The organism is Micromonospora sp. DSM 45708, from assembly GCF_039566955.1.
GTDB lineage: Bacteria > Actinomycetota > Actinomycetes > Mycobacteriales > Micromonosporaceae > Micromonospora.
This window is the reverse complement of sequence record NZ_CP154796.1, coordinates 229052-251869: the sequence shown is the minus strand read 5'-3', so window position 1 is coordinate 251869 and position 22818 is coordinate 229052. Positions and strand designations below refer to the sequence as shown.

Annotated in this window: 21 protein-coding genes; 6 read left to right on the top strand and 15 right to left on the bottom strand. The window is 74.9% G+C overall.

Translation table 11 applies throughout. The features are described from left to right. Positions 1-87 precede the first annotated feature (87 nt). From moeZ to VKK44_RS01230, 5 genes are all read right to left on the bottom strand, one after another. Positions 88-1335 carry an adenylyltransferase/sulfurtransferase MoeZ gene (gene moeZ / locus VKK44_RS01250; RefSeq protein WP_343444985.1) on the bottom strand — a complete coding sequence of 416 codons (1248 nt, stop codon included), beginning with the start codon at positions 1333-1335 and terminating at the stop codon, positions 88-90. Between the two features lie 42 nt (positions 1336-1377). Next, a complete protein-coding gene (locus tag VKK44_RS01245) occupies positions 1378-2169 on the bottom strand; it encodes a DUF3152 domain-containing protein (protein ID WP_343444983.1) in 792 nt (263 codons plus the stop codon). Between the two features lie 75 nt (positions 2170-2244). Next, a complete protein-coding gene (locus VKK44_RS01240) occupies positions 2245-3090 on the bottom strand; it encodes a DUF3152 domain-containing protein (RefSeq protein WP_343444982.1) in 846 nt (281 codons plus the stop codon). 5 nt (positions 3091-3095) lie between these two features. Further along, positions 3096-4151, bottom strand: coding sequence for an alpha/beta fold hydrolase (locus VKK44_RS01235; RefSeq protein WP_343444980.1), 1056 nt, complete (start codon positions 4149-4151; stop codon positions 3096-3098). Between the two features lie 42 nt (positions 4152-4193). Next, positions 4194-6914: a hypothetical protein gene (locus VKK44_RS01230; RefSeq protein WP_343444978.1), complete on the bottom strand. Its 2721-nt coding sequence runs from the start codon at positions 6912-6914 to the stop codon at positions 4194-4196. Between the two features lie 148 nt (positions 6915-7062). Here VKK44_RS01230 and VKK44_RS01225 point away from each other — a divergent pair, with 148 nt between their 5' ends. Both VKK44_RS01225 and VKK44_RS01220 read left to right on the top strand, forming a co-directional pair. Further along, positions 7063-7701, top strand: coding sequence for a TetR/AcrR family transcriptional regulator (locus VKK44_RS01225; protein ID WP_107161786.1), 639 nt, complete (start codon positions 7063-7065; stop codon positions 7699-7701). 66 nt (positions 7702-7767) lie between these two features. Continuing rightward, positions 7768-7995 (top strand): DUF3107 domain-containing protein, encoded by a 228-nt coding sequence (locus tag VKK44_RS01220; protein ID WP_107161788.1) that lies wholly within the window; start codon positions 7768-7770, stop codon positions 7993-7995. Positions 7996-8041: 46 nt separating this feature from the next. Here VKK44_RS01220 and VKK44_RS01215 read toward each other — a convergent pair whose 3' ends face one another. Further along, positions 8042-8683: a ferritin-like fold-containing protein gene (locus tag VKK44_RS01215; protein WP_343444977.1), complete on the bottom strand. Its 642-nt coding sequence runs from the start codon at positions 8681-8683 to the stop codon at positions 8042-8044. A 282-nt stretch (positions 8684-8965) separates the two neighbouring features. Here VKK44_RS01215 and VKK44_RS01210 point away from each other — a divergent pair, with 282 nt between their 5' ends. Both VKK44_RS01210 and VKK44_RS01205 read left to right on the top strand, forming a co-directional pair. Beyond that, positions 8966-10624: a DEAD/DEAH box helicase gene (locus VKK44_RS01210; protein WP_343444975.1), complete on the top strand. Its 1659-nt coding sequence runs from the start codon at positions 8966-8968 to the stop codon at positions 10622-10624. Between the two features lie 193 nt (positions 10625-10817). Beyond that, positions 10818-11954, top strand: coding sequence for a class I SAM-dependent methyltransferase (locus VKK44_RS01205; RefSeq protein WP_343444973.1), 1137 nt, complete (start codon positions 10818-10820; stop codon positions 11952-11954). Here VKK44_RS01205 and VKK44_RS01200 read toward each other — a convergent pair. Continuing rightward, the gene (locus VKK44_RS01200; RefSeq protein WP_343444972.1) at positions 11951-12382 is read right to left on the bottom strand and encodes a hypothetical protein; all 432 of its coding nucleotides are present in this window, start codon (positions 12380-12382) and stop codon (positions 11951-11953) included. The genes VKK44_RS01205 and VKK44_RS01200 overlap by 4 nt on opposite strands. A gap of 187 nt (positions 12383-12569) precedes the next feature. On the opposite strand from VKK44_RS01200, the gene VKK44_RS01195 reads away from it, so the two are divergent. Further along, the gene (locus VKK44_RS01195) at positions 12570-12989 is read left to right on the top strand and encodes a helix-turn-helix domain-containing protein (protein WP_343444970.1); all 420 of its coding nucleotides are present in this window, start codon (positions 12570-12572) and stop codon (positions 12987-12989) included. On the opposite strand, the gene VKK44_RS01190 is transcribed toward VKK44_RS01195, so the two are convergent. From VKK44_RS01190 to VKK44_RS01175, 4 genes are all read right to left on the bottom strand, one after another. Then, the gene (locus VKK44_RS01190; RefSeq protein WP_343444969.1) at positions 12990-13913 is read right to left on the bottom strand and encodes a hypothetical protein; all 924 of its coding nucleotides are present in this window, start codon (positions 13911-13913) and stop codon (positions 12990-12992) included. Positions 13914-14061: 148 nt separating this feature from the next. After that, on the bottom strand, positions 14062-14292 hold the full coding sequence (locus VKK44_RS01185; protein WP_343444967.1) for a heavy-metal-associated domain-containing protein: 231 nt from the start codon (positions 14290-14292) through the stop codon (positions 14062-14064). 170 nt (positions 14293-14462) lie between these two features. After that, a complete protein-coding gene (locus tag VKK44_RS01180; RefSeq protein ID WP_343444966.1) occupies positions 14463-16583 on the bottom strand; it encodes a RecQ family ATP-dependent DNA helicase in 2121 nt (706 codons plus the stop codon). Beyond that, positions 16580-18331: an AfsR/SARP family transcriptional regulator gene (locus tag VKK44_RS01175; RefSeq protein WP_343444964.1), complete on the bottom strand. Its 1752-nt coding sequence runs from the start codon at positions 18329-18331 to the stop codon at positions 16580-16582. Before VKK44_RS01175 ends, VKK44_RS01180 begins: the two co-directional genes overlap by 4 nt. A 142-nt stretch (positions 18332-18473) precedes the next feature. Here VKK44_RS01175 and VKK44_RS01170 point away from each other — a divergent pair, with 142 nt between their 5' ends. Further along, positions 18474-19292, top strand: a complete 819-nt coding sequence (locus VKK44_RS01170; RefSeq protein WP_343444963.1) for a hypothetical protein — start codon at positions 18474-18476, stop codon at positions 19290-19292. Between the two features lie 57 nt (positions 19293-19349). On the opposite strand, the gene VKK44_RS01165 is transcribed toward VKK44_RS01170, so the two are convergent. Genes VKK44_RS01165 through VKK44_RS01150 form a run of 4 tightly spaced genes read right to left on the bottom strand, consistent with a single transcriptional unit; the run spans position 19350 to position 22817 of the window. Continuing rightward, the gene (locus tag VKK44_RS01165; RefSeq protein WP_343444961.1) at positions 19350-20468 is read right to left on the bottom strand and encodes a branched-chain amino acid ABC transporter permease; all 1119 of its coding nucleotides are present in this window, start codon (positions 20466-20468) and stop codon (positions 19350-19352) included. After that, positions 20465-21355, bottom strand: coding sequence for a branched-chain amino acid ABC transporter permease (locus VKK44_RS01160; protein ID WP_343444960.1), 891 nt, complete (start codon positions 21353-21355; stop codon positions 20465-20467). Before VKK44_RS01160 ends, VKK44_RS01165 begins: the two co-directional genes overlap by 4 nt. Then, on the bottom strand, positions 21352-22077 hold the full coding sequence (locus tag VKK44_RS01155; protein ID WP_343444958.1) for an ABC transporter ATP-binding protein: 726 nt from the start codon (positions 22075-22077) through the stop codon (positions 21352-21354). The genes VKK44_RS01160 and VKK44_RS01155 overlap by 4 nt, the downstream gene beginning before the upstream one ends. Next, a complete protein-coding gene (locus VKK44_RS01150; protein ID WP_343444957.1) occupies positions 22074-22817 on the bottom strand; it encodes an ABC transporter ATP-binding protein in 744 nt (247 codons plus the stop codon). Before VKK44_RS01150 ends, VKK44_RS01155 begins: the two co-directional genes overlap by 4 nt. Position 22818 lies beyond the last annotated feature (1 nt).

Genomic DNA, 22818 nt, shown 5'->3' with positions numbered 1-22818 from the left:
CGCGGTTACGCCTCGGTAGCTCGGCCAGAAACGGGGAGACGCCGAGGGCCCTCCCGGCGCACCGGAAGGGCCCTCACGACATCGACGTCAGTACGCGGGCAGCGACGGGTCGACCTGCTTGATCCAGGAGAGCACGCCACCCTGCACGTGAACGGAGTCCTTGAACCCGGCCGCCTTGAGCGCGGCCAGCGCCTCGGCCGAACGGACGCCGGACTTGCAGTGCAGCACGATCTGCCGGTCCTGCGGGAACTTCGCCAGCGCCTCGCCGGAGAGGATCTCCCCCTTGGGGATCAGCGTCGCGCCGGGGATGCGGACGATCTCGTACTCGGCGGGCTCACGCACGTCGACCAGGAAGATGTCCTTGCCGGCGTCCTGCCACTCCTTCAGCTCCCGCGCGGTGATGGTGGAGTCGACCACCGCCTCCTGCGCCTCCTCGGAGACCGCGCCGCAGAAGTCCTCGTAGTCCTCCAGCAGGTCGGTGACCGTGGGGTTCTCGCCGCAGAGCGCGCAGTTCGGGTCCTTGCGCACCTTGATCTTGCGGTAGCTCATCTCCAGGGCGTCGTAGACCATCAGCCGGCCGACCAGCGGCTCGCCGATGCCGGCGAGCAGCTTGATCGCCTCGTTGACCTGGATCGACCCGATGGAGGCGCAGAGCACGCCGAGCACGCCGCCCTCGGCGCAGGAGGGGACCATGCCGGGCGGCGGGGGCTCCGGGTAGAGGCAGCGGTAGCACGGGCCGTGCTCGGCCCAGAACACCGACGCCTGGCCGTCGAACCGGTAGATCGAACCCCAGACGTACGGCTTGCCGAGCAGCACGGCCGCGTCGTTGACCATGTAGCGGGTGGCGAAGTTGTCGGTGCCGTCGACGATCAGGTCGTACCGGGAGAAGATGTCCCGGACGTTCTCCCGGTCCAGCGCGGTGTCGTGGATCTCCACGTTCACCAGCGGGTTGATCTCGCGGATCGAGGCGGCGGCGGACTCAGCCTTGGACCGGCCGATGTCGGAGACGCCGTGGATGATCTGGCGCTGGAGGTTCGACTCGTCGACGGTGTCGAAGTCGATGATGCCGAGCGTGCCGACACCGGCGGCGGCGAGGTACATCAGGGCCGGCGAGCCGAGGCCGCCGGCGCCCACGCAGAGCACCCGGGCGTTCTTCAGCCGCTTCTGCCCCTCGACCCCGACGTCCGGGATGATCAGGTGGCGCGAGTAGCGGCGGATCTCGTCAACGGTCAGCTCGGCGGCGGGCTCGACGAGCGGGGGCAACGACACGGTGGACTCCCCGGGATCGGCGGTGGGACCGCGCCATTGTCGCTCGCCGTGGTGGGGAACGGCCATGACGAGGGACACCCGGCCCGAACTGCGGGACCGGGAATAACCTCAGACGCCGTCGGTCCGTTCGCCGGAGTATCGCGCCCCGTCGACGTACGGCCACGCGTTCGGCACGCAGCCGTCCAGCCCGTACGTCTGCTGCTGCATCACCGGGGCCGGGGCGCCGGGGTGCGGGCACGCCTCGTGCAGCTCGCCGAACTCGTGCCCGACCTCGTGGTTGACCACGTACGTCCGGTAGACGTCGAGCGGGGCGCCGTAGTCGGGCACCGCGGTCATCCAGCGCGCCAAATTGAGCACGACCCGGCCGGGCAGGCGGCACGACGTGTACCGCTCGGTGCGCAGGCCACCCTCGGCGCACATCCGTTCCGAGGTGGCCGGCGTGGCCAGGTAGACGGTGAAGTCGGCGGCAGCCGCCTCGGGGACCCGCTGCACCCGCAGCTCCCCGGAGGCGATCCAGCTACGCGGGTCGCCGAGCACCGCGTCCACGGTCGCGGCGAACGCGTCGGCGTCCTGCCCGGTGCCGTGCTCGACCTCGATCCGGTAGCGGCGCAGCGGGCCGGCGTGGCCGCGTACCGGTGATCGTCCGGCGGCCACCGCGAACGTGCCGGGGCCGGCGGTGGGGTAGCCGGTCGGCGACGCGGCGGTGTCGGTGTCGGCGTCCGGCATCAGCGTCGGCTCGGCGGCGAGCGGGACCCGCGTGGCGCGCGGCGGCTCGCTCAGCCGGGTGATGCCCACCGCGCCGCCGACGGCCGCGAGCAGCATCGCCAGCAGCAGCACCGCGCGCCGGCGACGGCGGCGCATCCGGCGCAGCCCGGGGCGTTCGGGTGGGGACGACGTCATGACGTCAGCCTGCCACGCAATTCGGGCATTTAGCTGCTTTTACGGCTCAAGTCGCGAAGATTGCTCGCAACCAGGTCACCGCGCCGGCCCGGTGTACCGCTTCCCGCCCAGGTACGGCCACGGGTTCGGCCGGCAGCCGTCGAGGAACAGCGTCTGCTGCTGCATCACCGGCGCGGCCCGCCCGACGCCCGGACACGCCTCGTGGTGGTGCCCGAGCTGGTGCCCCACCTCATGGTTGACCACGTACAGCCGGTACGTGTCCAGCGGCATCCCGGCGGCCACCAGGTGCGGCGCCGACCTCCGCCACCGGTCCAGGTTGATCACGACCTTGCCCGGCACCCGGCAGGACGTGTACGGCACCCCGCCCTTGCGGATGTCGATCCCACCCGCCCCGCACAACCGGCCGGCGGTGTCCCGGGTCGCCAGATAGATCGTGAAGTCGTACCGGCTGCCCGGCGCGACCCGCTGCAACCGCAGCCGGCCGCTGTCCACCCAGCTCCCCGGCCCGGCCAGCGCCCGCTGCACCGCGTCCCCGAACGCCCGGACGTCCTCGCCGGCGCCCCGCTCCACCGCCACCCGGAAACGGCGCAGCTCACCGGCCCGGCCGAGCACGCCGCCGGCCCGCTCGTCGTACCCGAAACCGCCCGCACCCCGCACGGGCACCGGGCCGGGCAGACTCAGCACCGGCGCCGGCGGGCGGGGCGGCGCGGGCGGCGACGGCGAGACGCTCGGCGCCGGCTCCGGCGGCCGGGCCGCGAACCCGTCGGTGACCACCTCCCGCGCCCCGGCCGGCGGCAGTCGCAGCGCCACGCCGACGCCGACCCCGGCGGTGGCGAGGAACGCGCAGACCACCACGGCGGAGCGCCAACGGCGGGCAGCGGACAGGGACCGCGGGAGACGCGGACGGCGGGAGCGGGGCATCCCGCTCAGCCTGCCATGTCGCGGACGCCGCCGCTCTCCCCCGTTCCGGTGACCAGGGCCGTGGCCTGCGGTTCCCGGCCCTCCGGCCCCGGCGTGGCGACCTCCGCCGACCCGTCCGGGGCCCCGTCGGCGAGCAGCGCCAGCACCGCCCGCGCCACCGTCCGGGGCACCTCCAACTGGGCCACGTGCCCGACACCGTCCAGCATCAGCAGCCGGCTGTCCGGGATCACGCGGGCGGCCTGCGGGGCGACCCGCACGTCGACCAGGCGGTCCTGCCGCCCACCCACCACCAGCGTGGGTGCCCGCACCGCCGCAGCCTGCCGCCAGAGCGCGCCCTCCCCCGGCAGGTACGACCGCAGGAAGCTGCCGACCAGGCCCCGGAACGTCCGGACGTAGGCGGCGGCGTAGTGCGCCGCCTCGTACCGGATCCGGATCTCCTCGATCGCCTCCTGCCGGCGCTGCTCGCTGATCCGGGTCAGGTCCGCCACGCACGACTCCATCACCTGCTGCGCCATCGCCTCCGGGGCGAGCTGGGCCAGCCGCCAGGCGGCCAGCCGCTCGCCCCGGGGGATCACCAGCACCGGCAGCATCCGCCCCTGCAACGAACGCCGGAAGTCCAGAAACGGCAGGGCCGGCGAGATCAGCGTGAGCGTGCGGACCAGGTCCGGGCGCAACGCCGCCACCCGGACCGCGACCGCGCCGCCGAGCGAGTTGCCGAACAGGTGCACCGGCCCCCGGTCGCTGTGCTCGATCCAGCGGACCACCCGCTCCGCGAACGCCGGGATCGTGTAACGCCGGCCGGGCTCGCTGCGCCCGAAGCCGGGCAGGTCGATCGCCTGACCGTCGAGCCGGGGCGCCAACAGGCCGGCCAGGTCCGTCCAGTTCTGCGCGGAGCCCCCGAGCCCGTGCACGTAAAGCGCCGGCTCGGCGTCGGGCCCGGTGGCCGGCGTGTCCCGGACGTGCACGAGCGTGCCGTCGAGACGCACGTGCCGGCCCGGCCAGGGCGGCGGGAGACGATGCGCGGGAAGAAGATGCTCGGGCCCGAGTACGGCACGCTTCATGACGTCCAGTCTTCCCCGCGCCGGCCCCGCCCGCACAGCCGCCTAGGCGAGCAGCGCCTCCAGACGCCGGTTCACCGCGGCCAGGGTGGCGCGGACCACAGCCTGCCGCTGATCGCCCGCGACCAGGGCGGAACCGGCCAACTGCTCCACCCACCCGTCACAGACCAGCAGCACCACCACGGTCGCCACCTCGCAGTTGCCGAACGGCACCACGGCGGCGTGCTCGACGAAGCACCGGCCCCGCTCACCCGCCGGCTGGGCCGGACCGAGCAGCTCGTCCACCGCGGCAGCCGCGGCCACCGCGCAGAGCCGGAGCACGTACCCGTCGACGGCCGGCCCGGTCGCGTGCCCCTCGGCCGTCCGGTCCCCGGCGAGCAGGCGGACCTCCGTGGTGGCGTCCAGCCCCAACGTGCTCACCAGGACGTGGTCGATCACCACCCGGGGCCCGGGCACGCCGCCCGGATCCAGCGGTCGCGACGGCGCGGTCTCCGTCGTGGTCATCTGCCCACCGGAGTACGAGGTGCCGAGCGTGACCGGACTGCCGGTGGAGATGCCGGTGGGCGCGGCGGCCAGCGACGTCTCGTCCACCGTGGCCCGGCCCCGGTGGGTGGCCTGCCGGCGTCGGCGCGGCGGCTCGTCGGCGTCCTCCCCCGGCGCGTCGACCGGCCGGCCGGCACGCGGCTCCACCCCGCCGAAGCGGCTCTCACCGGAGCGGTTCTCGGCGGGCCGGTTCGACGCCGGCCGCGCCACGCCGCCCCGCGTCGGCGCGTCCGCCTCGGCGGGACCGGACGGGGTCCCGCCCCGCGCCAAAGCGCCCGGCTCGTCGTCGGCGCGCGGCGTGCCGGGTCGGGGCTCGGCCGGCGGGGCCTCGGTGAGGCGGTCGGCCCGGCCCGACAGTGCCTCCACCGGACGGTCCCGGCCGGCCGGGGCCTCGGCGATGCGGTCGGCGCGCGTGGCGGCGGACCGGCGGCGGATCGGCGGCGGCGGTACGGCCGGCGCGCCGGGCAGGTTCTGCGGGGCGGCGGCCAGCCCCATCCGCTCCTGGAGCAGGCGGGCCACCAGCCGGCTCACCTCGGCCGGATCCGCGCCGTCGGCCAGGTCCAGCCGGAGGCTGTGCGCGCCGGCCGGGGTGCGGCGGAGCGCGGCGTCCCGGACGCCGGCCACCTCACGCACGGCGTCCAGGATCGCGTTGACGTCGAAGCCCTCCGGTCGCTCGCGTAACGGCGCCGGTTCGTCGTCCCGACGCAGGTGGGTGGCGATGCGGGCGCTCGTCGGGTGGGGCGCGGGAGACGGGTCGAAACGCGCCGGCCCGCCCGACACGGGGACGGCGGAGACCGGCGGAACGCCGGCCGGCTCGCCGGGCGACGACTCCGGTGCGTGGTACGCGTCGGCGGGCTCACCGACGGCCCGGGACGCCGGCACCGGGGCGTACGCCGCCGGCGGTGGACCGGCCGGCGCCTCGCGCTCACGGGGGACCGGCGGCGCGCCGGCCGGCTCGGGACGCGCGCCGAACGGGGTCACCGGCACCGGCGGACCGGCCCAGGAGGGCCGCTCGGCGGGCGGCCCGTGACCCGAGCGGGGCTCGGCGTCCTCGCGGGGGAGCCGGAACGGCCGGGTCGCCTCGGGACGCGGCAGCTCGTGGGCGGCCACCGGCTCCGGCCGCACCGCCTCGTACGGCCGGACCGGCTCGGGCCGGGGCTCGTAGGCGGTGGCCGGATCGACACGGGCCGGCTGGTAGCCGGTGGGCGGATCGACGCGGGCCGGCTCGTACGGTCGCATCGGTTCGGGCGCCCACTCGGACGCGCGGTCCTCGCGGGCGGCGCGACGGCCGGTCGGCTCGTCGTCCCCGGCCCGCCGCTCGGCCGGCGCGTCGTCGCGGGCCGACCGGCGGCCGGTCGGCTCGTCGGTGCGGGCCCACGGCGGGGCCCAGCCGTCGCCCCAACTCGGGCGGTTCCAGGACGGCCCGGGCCACTCCGGCTCACCCGCCGGCCCCGCGCCCGGGTCGTTCGGCGCGGCGGCGTGGGGATCGACGGCGGCCCGCTGCCCCTCGGCGGGGTGGGCGTCGCCCGGGTGGTGCTCCGCAGCCGGCGGCTCGACCCTCCCGGGAGCCGTCACCGGCGGCTCGGCCGGGCCGCGGTCGGGCCAGCCCCGGTGCAGCGCCGGGGCCGGGTCGACGGTCGGGGCGTGGAAGCCCTGCGGCACCTCGAAGCCGGAGGCGGCGGCGCCGACCGGCGGCACCTGGAGCGCCGGGGGCGCGGAGGCAGGACCGCTCTCCGCCCAGCGGGGCGCCCGCCCGGCGGACGTGTCGTCCGAGGCGTGCCGGGAGTTGGCGGGGTCGGCCGGGCCGGGATGCTGCTCGATCGCGGGCGCGGGGCGTGGGGCGGGCACGGCCAGCCGGTCGCCGTCCGTCTCCCGGGGCGGCTCGCCCACGGGCGGGGCACTCACCGGTGCCTGGCGGGTCACGGGTGACTCCTCCCCGGCGTGGTGCACGCCGTTGACGTGGCGGCCGTTGACGCGCGCCGGCGACCCCTCGGCCGGGTGACCGGGCAGCGGGGCCGGCAGGTCGCCGTGCCGGGGCGAGGACGCGGCCCAGCCGCCGCCGAGGTCGCCGTAGGGCCAGCCACCGGGCGCCGGGGCGCCGCGGGACCAGCCGTCCGCCGGGGGCGCCCATCCGCCGCCGGTGCGGGCCGGGTCGTCGTGCTGGCCCGTCCCGTCGCCGTGCTCTCCCGGGGTGGCGGCTCCGGGTTGCCCTGTTTCACTCACCGCGCGCTCCTTGGTCGCCCCCGCTGAGGCTACCGTGTGGTGACAGTGGCGATAAGTTACAGCGGCGGGCCAATTCCGCGACGGGTTCACGAACCCGGACCGGTTCGGGCGATACGTGCCGGCTCGACGCAGATACTCGGAGGTTCCCATGACCGCAGTGGGGAACGGTGCACACACGGCCGGCCGGCCCACCCGCCTGCCCCGCTCGGCGCGCCGCAAGCAGTTGCTCGCCGCTGCCCAGGAGGTGTTCGTCGCGCACGGCTACCACGCCGCCGCGATGGACGACATCGCCGAGCGGGCCGGCGTCTCCAAGCCCGTTCTCTACCAGCACTTCCCCGGAAAGATGGAGCTCTACCTGGCGCTGCTGGACACGCACTGCGACGCCATCGTGGCGAAGGTGCACGACGCCATGCGCGGCACCAACGACAACAAGGAGCGGGTCGGCGCCGCGGTGCGGGCCTACTTCGACTTCGTCGACCACGAGAGCGAGGCGTTCCGGCTGGTCTTCGAATCCGACCTGCGCAACGACCCGGCCGTGCGGCAGCGGGTGGAGCGGGTCGAGCAGGGCTGCATCGCGGCGATCACCGACACCATCATCTCGGACACCGGGGTGAGCCGGGCGCACGCCGAGCTGCTCGCGTCCGGTCTGGTCGGCGCCGCGGAGACCGCCGCGCAGTTCTGGCTGGCGGGCGGCCGGCAGGTGGCCAAGCCGGAGGCGGAAGCGCTGGTCGCGGCGCTGTCCTGGCGGGGCATCGCCAGCTTCCCGCTGCAAGGTGAGTCAGCCTGACCATCGCGCCGCCCGATCGGATAGCCTTCCCACGGCGGCTCTTTCGCCCCAGTCAGAGGAGGCACAGTGGAGGTCAAGATCGGCGTGCAGTACGCGCCGCGGGAGCTGGTCCTGGAGAGCGCGCAGTCGCCGGCCGAGATCGAGCAGATCGTGACCGACGCCTTCGCCGGGAGCGAGGGCACGCTCTCCCTGACCGACGAGAAGGGCCGACGGGTCATCGTGCCGGTCGGCAAGGTCGCCTACGTCGAGATCGCGGAGGCCTCGCCCCGCGCGGTCGGGTTCACCGTCCGCTGATCCGCGTCGCACCGGTCGCCGTGGCGGGGAGACCCGCCGCGGCGGCTCAGTTGTTCAGCCCGACCGCCGACATCCGCGCGGTGTGCGCCTCGGTCAGCCGGCCCAGCAACGCCGGCACGTCGTCACCGGCCCTTCCGATCAGCGTGGCGAGCGCGCCCCGGTCGGCGGCGGCGACGCGTCCGGCCTGCGAGAGCGCCTCGCCGAGCAGCCGTCGCGCCCACATCGAGAGCCGTCCGGCCGCCCTCGGGTCCGCCTCGATCGCGGCCCGGATCTCGGTGGCGGCGAACTCGGCGTACCGGGAGTCGTGCAGGACGTCGAGCAGCAGCGCCCGGTCCGGTCCGGCCAGGCCGCCGGCGATCCCGCGCAGGAAGTCGTCGGTGACCGCGTCGCCCACGTACGCCTTGGTCACCGCCTCCGCCCAGTCCCGCGGCTCGGTCGAGTCGTGGTACGCCCGCAGCGCCTCGACGTAGGGGGCCATCGCCTCCTCGGGGGCCACGCCCAGCGCGGCGAGGCGGTCGGTGAGCCACCGGTAGTGCGCGATCTCGGCCGCGGCCATCTCGCTGAGTGCGGCCCGGCGTCGCAGGTCGGGGGCGAGCCGGGCGTCGGCGGCCAGCCGGTCGAAGGCGAGCAGTTCGCCGTACGCGACGAGCCCGAACAGGTCGGCGGCGGCGGGATCGGGGGCGGACACGAGCGCAGGCTACCGCCCACGTGCTGTGATGCAGGTCACATGCGGTGCCCCCGGATGGCCGACCGGCACCTGGAATCGGGACGGCCCGGAGGCCGTTCAGGTAGAGTGAGGCAGTTGCCGTGGGCACCGACCTGGTCAGCATCGCTGATCAGCACCGGTCCCCGGCGCGCGTGCGGCCCGGTCCGGCTCGGCGAAACCGCCGCCGACCGCGTGGCCCGCGCCAAACCGTTCGCGCCCTGAGGACATGAGGGGCGCACCACGAGAGGGCACCCCTACATCCACATGAGTGAGCAGAGCATCGGCCAGCCACTGGCCCCCACCGCTCCGGTTCCCCCGGAGGCACCCACATTCGCCGCGCTCGGCGCCCGTCAGGAGACCGTCGAGGCGCTCGCCGCCGCGGGCATCACCCGCGCCTTCGCCATCCAGGAGTACGCGCTGCCGATCGGCCTGCGCGGCGTCGACCTGATCGGGCAGGCCCCGACCGGCACCGGCAAGACGCTCGGCTTCGGCATCCCGCTGCTCGAGCGGGTCTTCGCCCCGTCCGAGGGCAGCGACGGCGTACCCCAGGCACTTGTCGTCGTCCCCACCCGCGAGCTGGGCATCCAGGTCGCCAAGGACCTCGACGCCGCCGGCCGCACCCGGGGCGTCCGGGTGCTGCCGATCTACGGCGGCGTGGCGTACGAGCCGCAGATCGAGGCGCTGCGCAAGGGCGTCGAGATCCTGGTCGGCACGCCCGGCCGTCTGCTCGACCTCCAGAAGCAGAAGCACCTGCGGCTCGACCGGGTCCGCGCGCTCGTCCTCGACGAGGCCGACCGGATGCTCGACCTGGGCTTCCTGGACGACGTCGAAAAGATCCTGGCGATGCTGCCGGAGGACCGGCAGACCATGCTGTTCTCGGCCACCATGCCGGACCCGATCGTGGCGCTGTCCCGGCGGTTCCTCCGCCGGCCGGTGACCATCCACGCCGGGCACACCGCCGAGACCGGCCCGTCGCCGCAGACCCAGCAGCTCGCCTACCGCACCCACTCGATGAACAAGGTCGAGATCGTGGCGCGGATCCTCCAGGCCGAGGGTCGCGGGCTCACGATGATCTTCTGCCGCACCAAGCGGGCCGCCGACCGGGTCGCCGAGGATCTCGACTTCCGCGGCTTCGCCGTGGCGGCCGTGCACGGCGACCTGGGCCAGGGCGCCCGGGAGCGGGCGCTGCGGGCGTTCCGCGCCGGCAAGATCGACACGCTCGTCGCCACCGACGTGGCGGCCCGGGGCATCGACGTCACCGGCGTCACCCACGTGATCAACTACGACTGCCCCGAGGACCAGGACACCTACACCCACCGGATCGGCCGCACCGGCCGGGCCGGGGCGACAGGTGTCGCGGTGACGTTCGTCGACTGGGACGACATGCCCCGCTGGCGCATCATCGACAAGACGCTCGGGCTGGACATGCCGGAGCCCCCGGAGACGTACCACACGTCCCCGCACCTCTACACCGACCTGGACATCTCCCGGGACGTCAGCGACACCCTGCCGACCGCCGCGCGCACCCGCGCCGGGCTGTCCGCCGAGGTCGAGGAGGACCTGGGCGGCGGCCGGTCACGGCGGGACAGCCGGCGCGGCGACAGCCACGGACGCGGCGGGGACCGCCGGCGCGGGCGTGGCGGCGAGACCGGCGGCGCACCCGCCGAGAGCGGAGCGACAGCGGTCGCGACGGACGAGGGCACCCGTACCCCGCGCCGGCGGCGTCGCCGCCGGGCCGGTGAGACGGTGGTCGGCGAGCAGTCGACCGGAACGGTCACCGCCGAGGGCGCGACGGAGCAGCCCACCGCCGCCACCGCCACCGCCGACGGTGAGACCGCGACCAAGCCGCGCCGTCGTCGGCGTCGCCGCGGCGGAGGTGGCACCGGCACGACCGCCGAAGCCACCGCCACCACCACCGACTGACCAGCACACACACGACGGCCCCCGGGACCCACTCCGGGGGCCGCTCCCTGTCCCCACCCCACCCGGCACTCCCCTCGTCGATCATGAGGCTGGCGTCCGTCCGCCCGGCGTGCGCGCCGCCAACCTCATGATCGACGGGCGAGAGCCGGCGGGTGAGGGGGACGGGAGGCAGCAGGGGACGGAAGGAGCAGGGATGCCGGAGGCGTTGGACGCGGCGCTGCGGGAAGTGCGGGCGCTGCTGCTCGACCCCGGGCTGACCCGGGCGGTGGCCGCGGGGCGGCAGCGAGGTCGACGACCCTCGGTGGTCCGCGCGGAACTGCGCCCCGTCACACTGAAAGCCGGTGCCCGGTTGCAGATCGCCACCTCCGACGGCGCCCGGCCGCACACCCGTAACGTCACCCCCGGCACGGCGGAGGCCGACACGGCCGTCGACGAGCTGCTCGCCGAGCCGTTCGGCAACTGGCACGTCGAGACCACCGACGCCACGCTCCAGCTCCGGGTGACCAAGTCCGGTGAGGCGCAGGTGCACCGCGCCGCGGCCAGCCGCCCGGCCGTCGAGCCCGGCGGGCACGACCGGGCCAAGGACTGGCTGCTCGACCCGGGCGACCCGCTGTTCGCCGCGATCGGTGGCTCGGCGGCCAAACGCCGCCAGGTCGACGCGTTCCTCCGCGCGCTGGCCGCCACCCTGCCGGACGACCTCACCGGCCCGCTGCGCGTGGTGGACCTGGGCTGCGGAAACGCCTACCTGACCTTCGCCGCCCACCGTTACCTGACCCGGCGCGGCCTGGACGTGACGCTGGTCGGCGTCGACGTCCGGGAGGACCAGCGCCGCCGCAACACGGAGCTGGCCGAACGGCTGGGCTGGGCCGATCGGGTGAGCTTCATCGCCGGCACCATCGCGCAGGCGCCTGTCGAACCGGCTCCCGACCTGGTGCTGGCGCTGCACGCCTGCGACACGGCGACCGACGAGGCGTTGGCCCGGGCGGTGCGCTGGGAGGCCCGCTGGGTGCTCGCCGCCCCGTGCTGCCACCACGACCTGGCCGCCCAACTCCGGGCCCGCCCCGAGCCGGACGGACTGCTCACCCGCCAGGGCATCCTGCGCGAACGCTTCGCCGACGTGCTCACCGACGCGCTGCGGGCCGGGCTGCTCCGGCTGCACGGCTACCGCGCCGAGGTGGTGGAGTTCGTCGACTCGCAGCACACCCCACGAAACCTGCTCATCCGGGCACGACGGACGGCCGGCACGCCGACCGACGACCAGCGGGCCGAATACCGCGAGCTGGTGGACCGCTGGGGCGTCACGCCCCGGCTGGAGACACTGCTCGCCTAGCGACGCCGCTCGCCGCGGTTCCGGTCGCTGCGGTCCAGCGCCGACACCCGCTCGCCGGGGCCGCGGTTGGTGGCCCGATCGCCGTCCGGCGACATGGTCGGGAACGGCACCACCTTCGCCGCATGGTCGGAATTGCCGGCGGCGGCGAACGCGTTCCAGGAGATGTCGACGAGCAGCCGCTTCAGCTCGGCGTGCCGGGCGGCGGCGTTGCGCTGGAGCGCCATCCGCGCGCCCAGCACCACGCCGGCCAGCGTGGTGCAGATCGCGCCGGTCGCGGCGATCAGGTGCACGCCCTCCGCCGGGTCGCCCTGCACGGCCAGCACCAGCAGCCAGACCCAGAAACCCAGCGCGAACACGCCGGCCTTGACCACGAAGAAGAGGCTCACCGCGCCAGGACGGTGTGGAACGGGTCGGTCCGGCTCGGCCATGCTGCTCCTCTGAAGTCGCTGCCGGGGAGGTTCATCCAGCTTAGTTGACTGTTCACAACTGTTCACGCTCCGAAGGGTCCCGCCCACGGGACCTTCGGACCGGTCGGTCAGTTACTTCTTCACCCGGGCGTACTAGGCTCGGGGCGCAGAGCCGGGCGCGCCGGCGGAAGGGGACAGCCGAGGAGGGATGGGCTCCGCAGAGATTTCGCCGCAGATGGCCTTCGCACGCTTCGTGCGACGGGCGATCGACGACGCGCGTGAGGAACGCGGCTGGACGGTGACCGACCTCGCCACCCACACCGGCGTCGGCCGCTCCACCGTGTTCCGCTGGCTGGCCGGCGACTGGCAGGACTATCCCGAGCTGGCCAAGGTGCGCGGCTTCTGCGCCGCCCTCGACCTGCCGGTGGCCGCCGCGTTCCGGGCCCTGGGCCTGCCCGACGCCGGGGCGGTGCCCCGCCGACGCGCCGCCGAGGACGGTCCGGTCGAGGCCGACGTGCGGGTGATCCTGGAACGGCTGGCCGACCCGAACGTCCCCGCCGAGGAGAAGCACCACATCCGCGACCTGCTGCGCTACCTGGCCCGCCGCCCGGTCCGCCGGGCCGGCTGATCAGGCGACGGTCAGCGTGAACTCGGCGGTCCGCACCACGCCGCCGACCTGGAAGTCCAGGAACATGCGGTAGCGACCCGGCCCCGGGGCGGTCAACCAGAACGTCACCGCGTCGCCGTCCCGCACCGGCTCCGGGTGCACGTGCAGGTAGCCGAGGTCACCCTCGCGCAGCGCCACCAGATGCCCGAACGCGCCCAGGTACGGCTCCAGCGGAGCGGCCGTGCCACCGGCGCCGGTGACCCGGAACCGCAGCGGCACCGACCGTCCCACGTCCGGCACGCCGGTGTACGCGACGGTGAACCCGTCGACAGCGGTCGACGTGACCGGGGCGGGCAGTGGCCGGGGCCGGTAGGCGCCCGGCACGTCCAGGTCGGCGCCGAGCACGGCGGCGACCTGCCGGCCGTCGTCGGCCACGGCGGTGAAGTCCGCGTACATCCGCCAGGCCCCCGGCTCGGAGGGCGTCAACGGCACCGACCAGGTGCCGTCGGCGGCCATCGTCGGGTGCAGGTGCCGGTAGCCGGTGAGATCGCGGCGTACCACGATCACGTGCATCGGCTTGTCGTGCACGACGGCGAACCGGGTCACCGCCCGACGCTTGTCGTCGCGGACCTGGAACCGCAGCTCACCGGCGCGACCGGCGGTGAGCGGCCCGGTCGACGGAACGAGCGTGTAGCCGGCCGAGCTGATCGACAGGCCGGTCGCGCCGTCGCCACCGCCCTGGGTGACCGTGGCCCCGTCGTGCGAGTGCGCGCCCGTGCCGGGCGCGTGGGAGTGGTCGCCGCCGGCCGGGACCGTGCCGGTCGGAGCCGCGGCGCCGCCCGGGTTCGCCGGCGGGTTCAGCCGGCCGAGCCCGAAACCGAGCAGTACGGCGAGCACCAGGCCGCCCACCACCAGGGCGAGCCGCACGGTCTCCCGGTCCACCACCGCCGGACCCGCCGCCGCGCCCGCACCACCGGAGCCCGGCCCCAATCCGTCGGAACCCGGCGCGGGACCGTCGGAACCCGGCGCGGGGCCGACGGAACCCGGCGCGGGGCCGGCGACGTCGGGCGCGCGGCCGGCGAGGGACGGCGACTCAGGCAACGCCGCCGGCCAACTCGTAACCCGCCTCGTCGACGGCGGCGCGGACGGACTCCACCGGCAGCGGGGCCGCGCTGGTGACCGTGGCCGTGCCTCCGGCCAGGTCGATCCGGACCTCCTCGACGCCCGGCAGCGCGGACAGCTCCCCGGTCACCGCCCGGACGCAGTGTTCGCAGGTCATCCCGGTCACGGTGTACGTCTGGACGACGGGTCGCTGCTCGGTCATGGCCCCACGGTACCGCCGGCCGAGGGGCCCACCGACGACGGCCGCGCGAACGGTGGCCCGGCTCGCACCGGCCGGCCCGCTTTACGCCGCGGTCCTCGCGCAGCGGCGGAGGTGCTAAGCGGGGCCCCCGCCTATGCAGGATGCGTGAAGAAGGGGCCCCGCCTTACCCGTCAGCCGGCAAGCGCGAGCGTCAGGGGCAGCACGTCCGGCGCGCCGGCACGCCGCAGCAGGCGCGCCACCATGCCCATCGTCCAACCCGAGTCGACCAGGTCGTCGACGAGCAGCACCGGCCCGTCCAGCGTGGTCAGCGCGTCGGCCAGCTCGTCCGGCAGGTGGAACGCGTCGTGCAGCGCGCGTACCCGCTGGGCGCTGTTGCCACGCGGCCCGCCTGCGCCGGCCGGACCGGTCGGGACGACCACGCCGAGCAACGGCAGCCGGCCGACCTCGGCGATCCGCTCGGCCAGCGAGCCGACCAGCAACGGGCGGGTCCGGGAACCGACCGCGACCACGCCGGCCGGGCGGCGGGGCCACGGGTCGTCGCCGTGCGCCCACGCCTTCAGCACCTCGACCACGGCCGCCGCCACGTCGTCGGACACCGGGCCGTCCGGCGCGTCCGGGCCGACCAGGCCCCGCAACCGCCCGCCCCACCCGAGGTCCGACAGGCGGCCCACGGCCCGCCCGGGCAGCGCCTGCTCCGCCGGGGGGATGCGGCCCTTCAGGGGTACGCCGACCACGTCCAACCCGGTCGGCCAGAGCTTCTTCGGCGCGATCTGGACGCCGGGACGGCCGAGGAAGGTCTGCGCGGCGGTGAGCGCCTCCGGTGAGACGTCGGCCTCGAACAGCGGGCCGGCGCAGTTGTCGCACCGGCCGCAGTCCGCCGCCCCGGTGTCGTCGAGCCCTTCGCGCAGGAAGCGCATCCGGCACCCGGTGGTGGCCGCGTACTCCCGCATGGCCCGCTGCTCGGCGGTGCGCGCGTCGGCGACGCGCCGCAACCGGGCCTCGTCGTAGGTCCAGGGCTCGCCGGTGGCGAGCCAGCCGCCGCGCACCCGGCGGACCGCGCCGTCCACGTCGAGCACCTTGAGCATCAGCTCCAGCCGGGCCCGGCGCAGGTCGACCACCGGCTCCAGCGCCTGCGTGGAGATCGGCCGGTCGGTGTCCAGCGCGGCGAGCACGGCACGGACCTGCTCCTCCGGCGGGAAGGCGAGCGAGGCGAAGTAGCGCCAGATGGCCGCGTCCTCGACGCCCGGCAGCAGCAGCACCTCGGCCTGCTCGACGGCGCGGCCGGCGCGGCCGACCTGCTGGTAGTAGGCGATCGGCGACGGCGGCGCGCCGAGGTGCACCACGAAGCCGAGGTCGGGCTTGTCGAAGCCCATGCCGAGCGCGCTGGTGGCGACCAGCGCCTTGATCTTGTTGTCGAGCAGGTCCTGCTCGGCGGCGCGGCGGTCCGCGTCCTCGGCCTGCCCGGTGTAGGACGCCACCGACCAGCCCCGGCCGCGGAGGAAGTCGGCCGTCTCGGTGGCCGCGGCCACGGTGAGCGTGTAGACGATCCCGGAGCCGGGCAGCCGGTCCAGGTGGTCGGCCAGCCAGGCCAGGCGGTGGGCCGGGCTCGGCAGGTCGAGTACGCCGAGGCGCAGCGACTCCCGGTCCAGCGTGCCGCGCAGCACCAGCGCGTCGCCCAACTGCTCCGCCACGTCGCGGGTGACCCGCGCGTTGGCGGTGGCCGTGGTGGCGAGCACCGGCGTGCGCTCGGGCAGGTTGGCCAGGAACGTGCGCAGCCGGCGGTAGTCGGGGCGGAAGTCGTGCCCCCAGTCGGAGACGCAGTGCGCCTCGTCCACCACCAGCAGCCCGGTGGTGGCGGCCAGCTTCGGCAGCACGCCGTCCCGGAAGTCCGGGTTGTTGAGGCGTTCCGGGCTGATCAGCAGCACGTCGACCGCCCCGGCGTGGATCTCGGCGGTGATCTCGTCCCACTCGTCCAGGTTGGCCGAGTTGATGGTGCGGGCCCGGATGCCGGCGCGGGCGGCGGAGTCGACCTGGTTGCGCATCAGGGCCAGCAGCGGCGACACGATCACCGTCGGCCCGTGCTCGCCGCCGGACCGCAGCAGCGCGGTGGCCACGAAGTAGACGGCCGACTTGCCCCAGCCGGTGCGCTGGACGCAGAGCACCCGCCGCCGGTCGACCACCAGCGCCTCGATGGCCCGCCACTGGTCCTCGCGCAGCCGGGCGTGGTCACCCGCCAGCCGCCGCAGCACCGCCTCGGCGCGGTCCCGGACGGCGTTCCGATCCTGGCTCATCCGGCATTTCTACCAGGGGGAGCCGACGACGCCGGCGGGCCGGTCAGCGGCTCGGGCGGCAGGAAGAGCAGCAGGTCGCGCAGCGGTTCGGTGGCCGACGACGGCAGGTGGCACCGGCCGGCCAGTTCCTCCAACGATCCGTACGGGCCGCGCAGCCAGCGGTCCACCGCGATCTGGCGGCACTGCTCGGCCGTCAGCCGGGGCAGCGTCGCGAGCACCGGCTCGGGTACGGCGTTGACGTCGACCAGACCACCGTCGTCGTAGCCGCGGAGCAGGTCCGGGCGGCCGATGCGCAGTTCCGTCCGGGCGGCCGGATAGTGGTGCAGCAGGTAGCGGGCCTGTTCCCGACGCAGGCGGCGCTGCTCGTCGCTGCGTTGCCGGCCGGTCCAGAACAGCGCGCCGAGGGCCGCCCAGAGCGCCGGGTTGAGCAGCAGCACGTGCCCGGCGCCGAGCAACCAACAGATGCCCATCGCCCCGATCAGATACAACGCCTCCGCATCCGTCACCTCCTCGTTCTCCGGCATGTTGAGCGCGACGACGACCAGGACGAAGATGAGCAGGAAGTAGCCGACGCCGGCCAGGGCCAGCCGCCAGCTCCGTCGCCACAGCGCATACCCGAGGACCACGGCCCAGGTGAGCGACCCGAACGAGAGCAGCACGGTGGCCGTAGCGAAGACGGTCGCGGTGACCTGGACCCACGTCGGCGAGCGGCGCGGCGTGGCCTCCGGCGGCGGGTTGAGGGCGAGCAGCAGCGCGTGCGGGAGCGGGGCCGGTCCGGCCCATCCGGCCCAGCCGGGCGGGGGCGGCGTCGGCGTCGGGGGCGGGACGGTCGGGGGCGGGACGGTCGGGGGCGGGACGGTCGGGGGCGGAACGTGCGCGGGCACGGGTGCGGCCGACACCGGCGGCACGGGCTCGGACGGCGGCGACACGGGTCCGGGCCACGCCGACACGGGCGACGGCACGTCCGCGACGGGCGGCAGCAACGCCGGATCCGAGCGGAGGATCCGCCGGTGCAGGTCCTGGAGCGACCCGCCGGGCTCGATCCCGTAGTCCTCGCGGAGCAGGTCGGCGAAGTCCCGGTAGGCGGCGAGCGCCTCGGCCTGCCGACCACTGCGGTACAGCGCCAGCATGAGCTGGAGCCGCAGCCGCTCCCGGACCGGGAACTCGGCGACCAGCTCGACCAGCCGGCCCACCGCCTCGCCGTGCCGGCCCGCGGCCAGCTCCAGGTCGGTACGCGTCTCCAGCGCGACGGCCCGCAACTCGACCAGCCGGTGCCGGGCGGCGTCGAACCAGAGGCCGGTGAACCCGGTGAACGGTTCGCCCTGCCACAGCTCCAGCGCGGCGTCCAGCTCGGCCAGCGCCTCCGCCGTGAGCCCGGCCGCCTGCGCCTGCCGGGCGCGCTGGACGCCCCGCTCGAAGCGCGCCGCGTCCACGCTCTCCGGCGGGACCCGCAGCACGTACCCGGCGTCGGTGAGCGTGAGCACCCGGGCCGGCGTACGCGGCGACCGGTCGGGCTCCAGCATCCGGCGCAGACCGGCCACGTGCTTCTGCACCACGTTGGGGCCGTTCACCGGCGCTTCCTCGGGCCACACCGCCTCGACGATCTGCCCGGTGGGGACCGGGCGGCCGGCGGCGAGCAGCAGCACGGCCAGCACGGCGCGCTGTTTGGCGGGGCCCAGATCGAGCGGACGGTCGGCGTACCAGGCCCGCTGTGGACCGAGGAGCTCGAAGCGCAGCACCTCTGACATGCGAGTTTCCGCCCCCGTACGTCCCAGCCGTCGCCCGCCGTGGCCGACGGCAGTCGGACGGCAGCACAACGGCAGTGGGGCGACGGTGGCGGCCTGCGATGCTTCGCCGGCAACAGCCACCTGGGAAAGTGAGTCGAACAAGATGACGCAGCGAAACGGCACCGCCGCAACCGTCCGGCGGATCGTGCTCCGCGCGACCGCCGTGCTGGCCACCACCGCGCTGGCCGCCGGGTGCGGTGTCGGGGACGCCTCCGAGGGCGCCGGTCCCGCGCCGGCCCCGTCGGCCGACCCGAAGGCCGCTCTGCTGGCCGCCGTGCCGACCGAACAGGACCCGGCTTTCCGGTTCTCCGCGCAGGACGGCACCGACCGGTGGATCGGCGTGGTGGATCCGGCCGCCAAGGGCATCGACCTCGGCATGAAGCAGCAGAACGACGACCCGAAGTTCACCATGGACATGACGTTCCGGCTCATCGACGAGAACCTGTGGATGCGGGTGAAGTTGACAGGCATTCCCGGGCTGCACGACATGCTCAAGTTGCCCAAGACCTGGATGACGGTGGACCGCGCGCGCCTGGCGGACGCGTCGAGCGTCCCGGTCTTCCAGGGCGCCGACCCGGGCAACACCGCGGCGATCATCCGGACCGCGGAGACGGTCGAGGACAGGGGCGACGGCACGTACACCGGACTGGCCGACCTGGCCGACAACGACGACGTGAAGAGCACGTTCGACGGTGTCGACCTGGCGGCGTTGGACGCGGCGGGGAAGAAGGTGCCGTTCACCGCCGTGGTCGGCGCGGACGGCAACCTGACCTCGCTGACCCTGGACGTGCCGGCGGCCGGCAAGCACAAGGCGATGAAGCTTGTCACGAAGTACTACGACTACGGCAAGGCGCCGAGGGTCGCCCCGCCCGCGGGCGCGAAGGCGGCGCCGTCCTCGGCGTACGAGATGCTCAACGGCTGACCCGCGACCAGCGCGACGGGCGGCGGCCACACGGGGGGCCGCCGCCCGTCGCGGCGCTCAGCGGCGCGGGCGCAGCGCGGTCCCGAGGGGGGCCAGTCGGGTGCGCAGGCTGGCCAGGCCGCCGGGGAAGAAGTACACCGCCAGGATGAACACGGTGCCCAGGACGAACAGCGGTTGGCTGAGCGGGTGACTGAGGAACGCGGGCAGGCTGTTCACCGCGTCGCTGCTGCCGAACGCGGTGAGCCGGTGGTCGAGGTACATGTAGAGGATGCCGCCCAGCACCGGCCCCCAGCGGGTGCCGGGGCCGCCGAGCACCACCATGACCAGCAGCGACAGCGTCAGCTCGGACGACGTGATGTGCGGGCTGGCACCGCCCACGATCAGCACGTAGACCACCCCGCCGGCGCTGGCCAGGCCACCGGCCAGGGTGAACGCGACAAGCTTGAACCGGTACGGGTCGAGCCCGAGCACCCCGATCCGCCGCTCGTCGTCGCGCAGCCCGGCCAGCACCCGCCCGGTCGGCGAGCCGCTGACCCGGTGCACCACCAGCACCACCAGCGCCAGGTACGCCAGCGCCAGCCAGTAGAGGTTGACCGTGTTGGTGACGCCGACGAGCGCCGACGGCAGCCCTGACACGTCCAGCGGCAGCCCCTCCTCGCCGCCGGTCAGCCCACCGAAGTCGCGGGCCACCAGGATCGCCCCGACCTGCGCGAAGGCCAGCGTCACCATGGCGAACGCGATGCCCACGGTGCGCAGCGCCACCGCGCCGAGCAGCGCGGCCAGCGTGGTGCCGCCGGCCACGGTGAGCACGGCGGCCTGCCACAGCGGCAGCCCGGCCTTGGTGACCAGCACGTCGGTGCCGTAGACGCCGGCGGCGAAGTAGAGCGCGTGCCCGAACGAGAGCATGCCGGTGCGCCCGAACAGCAGGTCGTAGCCGGCCGCGAGCCCGCCGAAGACCAGGCAGATGGCGAGCAGTTGCAGCGTGCCCGGCGAGTTCAGCGGCCCCTCGAAGATGCCGGGCAGGTTGAGCGTCGAGTAGGGCAGGACCGCGGCCACCACCAGCGCGACCAGCGGCAGGTACGGGCGCAGCCCGTGCCAGCGGCGGCGGCCGGGGGTCAGCTCGTCGGGCACCGTGGCCGGCGGCGCGGGCACCTCGGCACTCTTGACCTCGGTCATGCGTGAGCCACCTTTCCGGCCAGGCCCTGCGGACGCAGCAGCAGCACCACCGCGAGCAGGCCCACGACGCACAGGTCGCCCAGCCCGGACGTGCCGTAGTAGTTGACGAACTGTTGCAGCAGCCCCACCGCGACCGCCGCGTACGCGGACCCGACCACCGAGCCCATCCCGCCGATCACCACCACGATGAACGCGAAGATCAGCAGCGAGCCGCCCTGGCCGGGTGAGACGGTGCCGAAGTAGACGCCACCGAGCGCACCGGCCAGCGCGGCGGCGGCCCCGCCGATCGCGAAGACCAGCGTGAACGCCTTGCGCACGTCGATGCCGAGCGCGGTGACCATCTCCCGGTTCTCCACGCCGGCCCGGATGATCAGGCCGTAGCGGGTCCAGCGCAGGAACGCCAGCAGCGCGCCGAGCACCAGCACGGCGGCGACGATCAGCAGCAGCCCGGCGTTCGGCACCTGCGCGCCGAGCACCGAAGTCACGTTCCGGCTCCAGTCGGGGCGCGGGAACGTGCGCGGGTCCGCGCCCCAGGTGGCCTGGAGCAGCGCCACCCCGGCCAGCGACAGGCCGACGGTGACCAGCACCTGTTCGATGGTGCGGGAGTAGAGCGGCCGGATCAGCACCAGCTCGACCAGCACCGCGACCAGCGAGCCGGCCAGCACGCCGAAGAGCACCGCGACCACGAAACCGAGGCCGTCCGGCCCGGCGCCGGGCAGGTTGCCCGCCGCCCACCAGGTCGCGTACGCGCCGACGCCGAGGAACAGGCCGTGCGCGAAGTTGAGCACGTCGGCGAGGCCGAACACCAGGGACAGGCCGGACGCGACGAGGAAGTAGAGCGCCGCCAGGCCGAGCCCGGTCAGCGTCAACAGGACCACCGTGTTCACGCCCTGACCTCCGCACCCACGCCCAGCAGCGACCTGGTCAGCGCGGTCTCCAGCAGCAGTTCGCGGGCGTCGCCGGTCCAGGCGACCCGGCCGGCGGAGAGCACCACCGCGTCGGACGCCAGCCGTCGCACCACCGCCAGGTTCTGCTCGACCAGGAGCACCGGCACGGATTCCGCGACCCGTTCCAGCACTTCGGCCACCTCGGTCACCACCTTCGGCGCCAACCCCTTGGTCGGCTCGTCGACCAGCAGCAGCCGGTTGTCGTTGAGCAGCACCCGGCCGATGGCGAGCATCTGCTGCTGCCCGCCGGAGAGCGAACCGGCCCGTTGCCGTCCGCGCCGGTCCAGCTCCGGGAAGAGCGCATAGACCTTGTCGTACGCGGGGCTGGTGCCCCGCCGTTCGGCGAGCCGCAGGTTCTCCGCGACGGTGAGCCCGGCGAAGACGCACCGGTCCTCGGGCACGTAGCCGAGCCCGTCGCGGACCAGCCGGTGGGTGGGGCGGGCGAGCAGGCTCCGCGCGCCCATCCGGACCGTGCCCCGGACCTCGCCGTTGCGCGGGGTGAGCCCGACGATCGCCCGCAACGTGGTGGTCTTGCCGACGCCGTTGCGCCCGAGCAGCACGGTGACGCCGGTCGGCGCCACCTCGAACGACACGCCCTGGAGGATGTGCAGCCCGGCGATCCGCACGGACAGGTCCTCGACCGACAGGATCGGTTCCGTCACAGCGACTCCCCCAGGTACGCCTCCTGCACGGTGGCGTTGGCCATCACCGTGTCCGGGGTGTCGCAGGCCAGCAGCGCGCCGTGGTGCATCACGGCGATCCGGTCGGCCAGTTCCAGGATCACGTCCATGTGGTGCTCGACCATGAGCACCGCCCGGCCGCTGTCCCCGGTGAGCGATTTGATCACGCGGACCAGCTCCGGCACGTCCTCGGCGCTCACCCCGGCCATCGGCTCGTCCAGCAGCATCACCCGGGGTTCGCCGGCGAGCAGCAGGGCGATCTCCAGTTTGCGTTTCTCGCCGTGGGCGAGCGTGCCGGCCAGCGCCGTACCCCGGTGGTGCAGGCCGACCCGGTCGAGCGCCGCGTCGGCGGCGGCGGCCACCTCCCGGTCGGCCGCCGCCCGCCGCCACAGCTTCATCGAGCCACCCCGGTGCGCCTGGACGGCGAGCCGGACGTTCTCCCGGACCGTCAGCGAGCCGAAGACCGAGGACGCCTGGAAGGTACGCCCCAGGCCGAGCCGGGCCCGCCGGTGCACCGGGAGCGTGGTGACGTCCGCCCCGTCCAGCAGGACCTTCCCTTCGGTGGGCCGACGCAGGCCGGTGATCAGGTTGAACAGCGAGGTCTTGCCGGCGCCGTTGGGCCCGATCACGCCGAGGAACTCCCCCGGCGCCAGATCGAGGTAGACGGAGTCGACGATGGCGACCTCACCGATCCGCCAGGTCAGACCGCGGGTGGCGAGCATC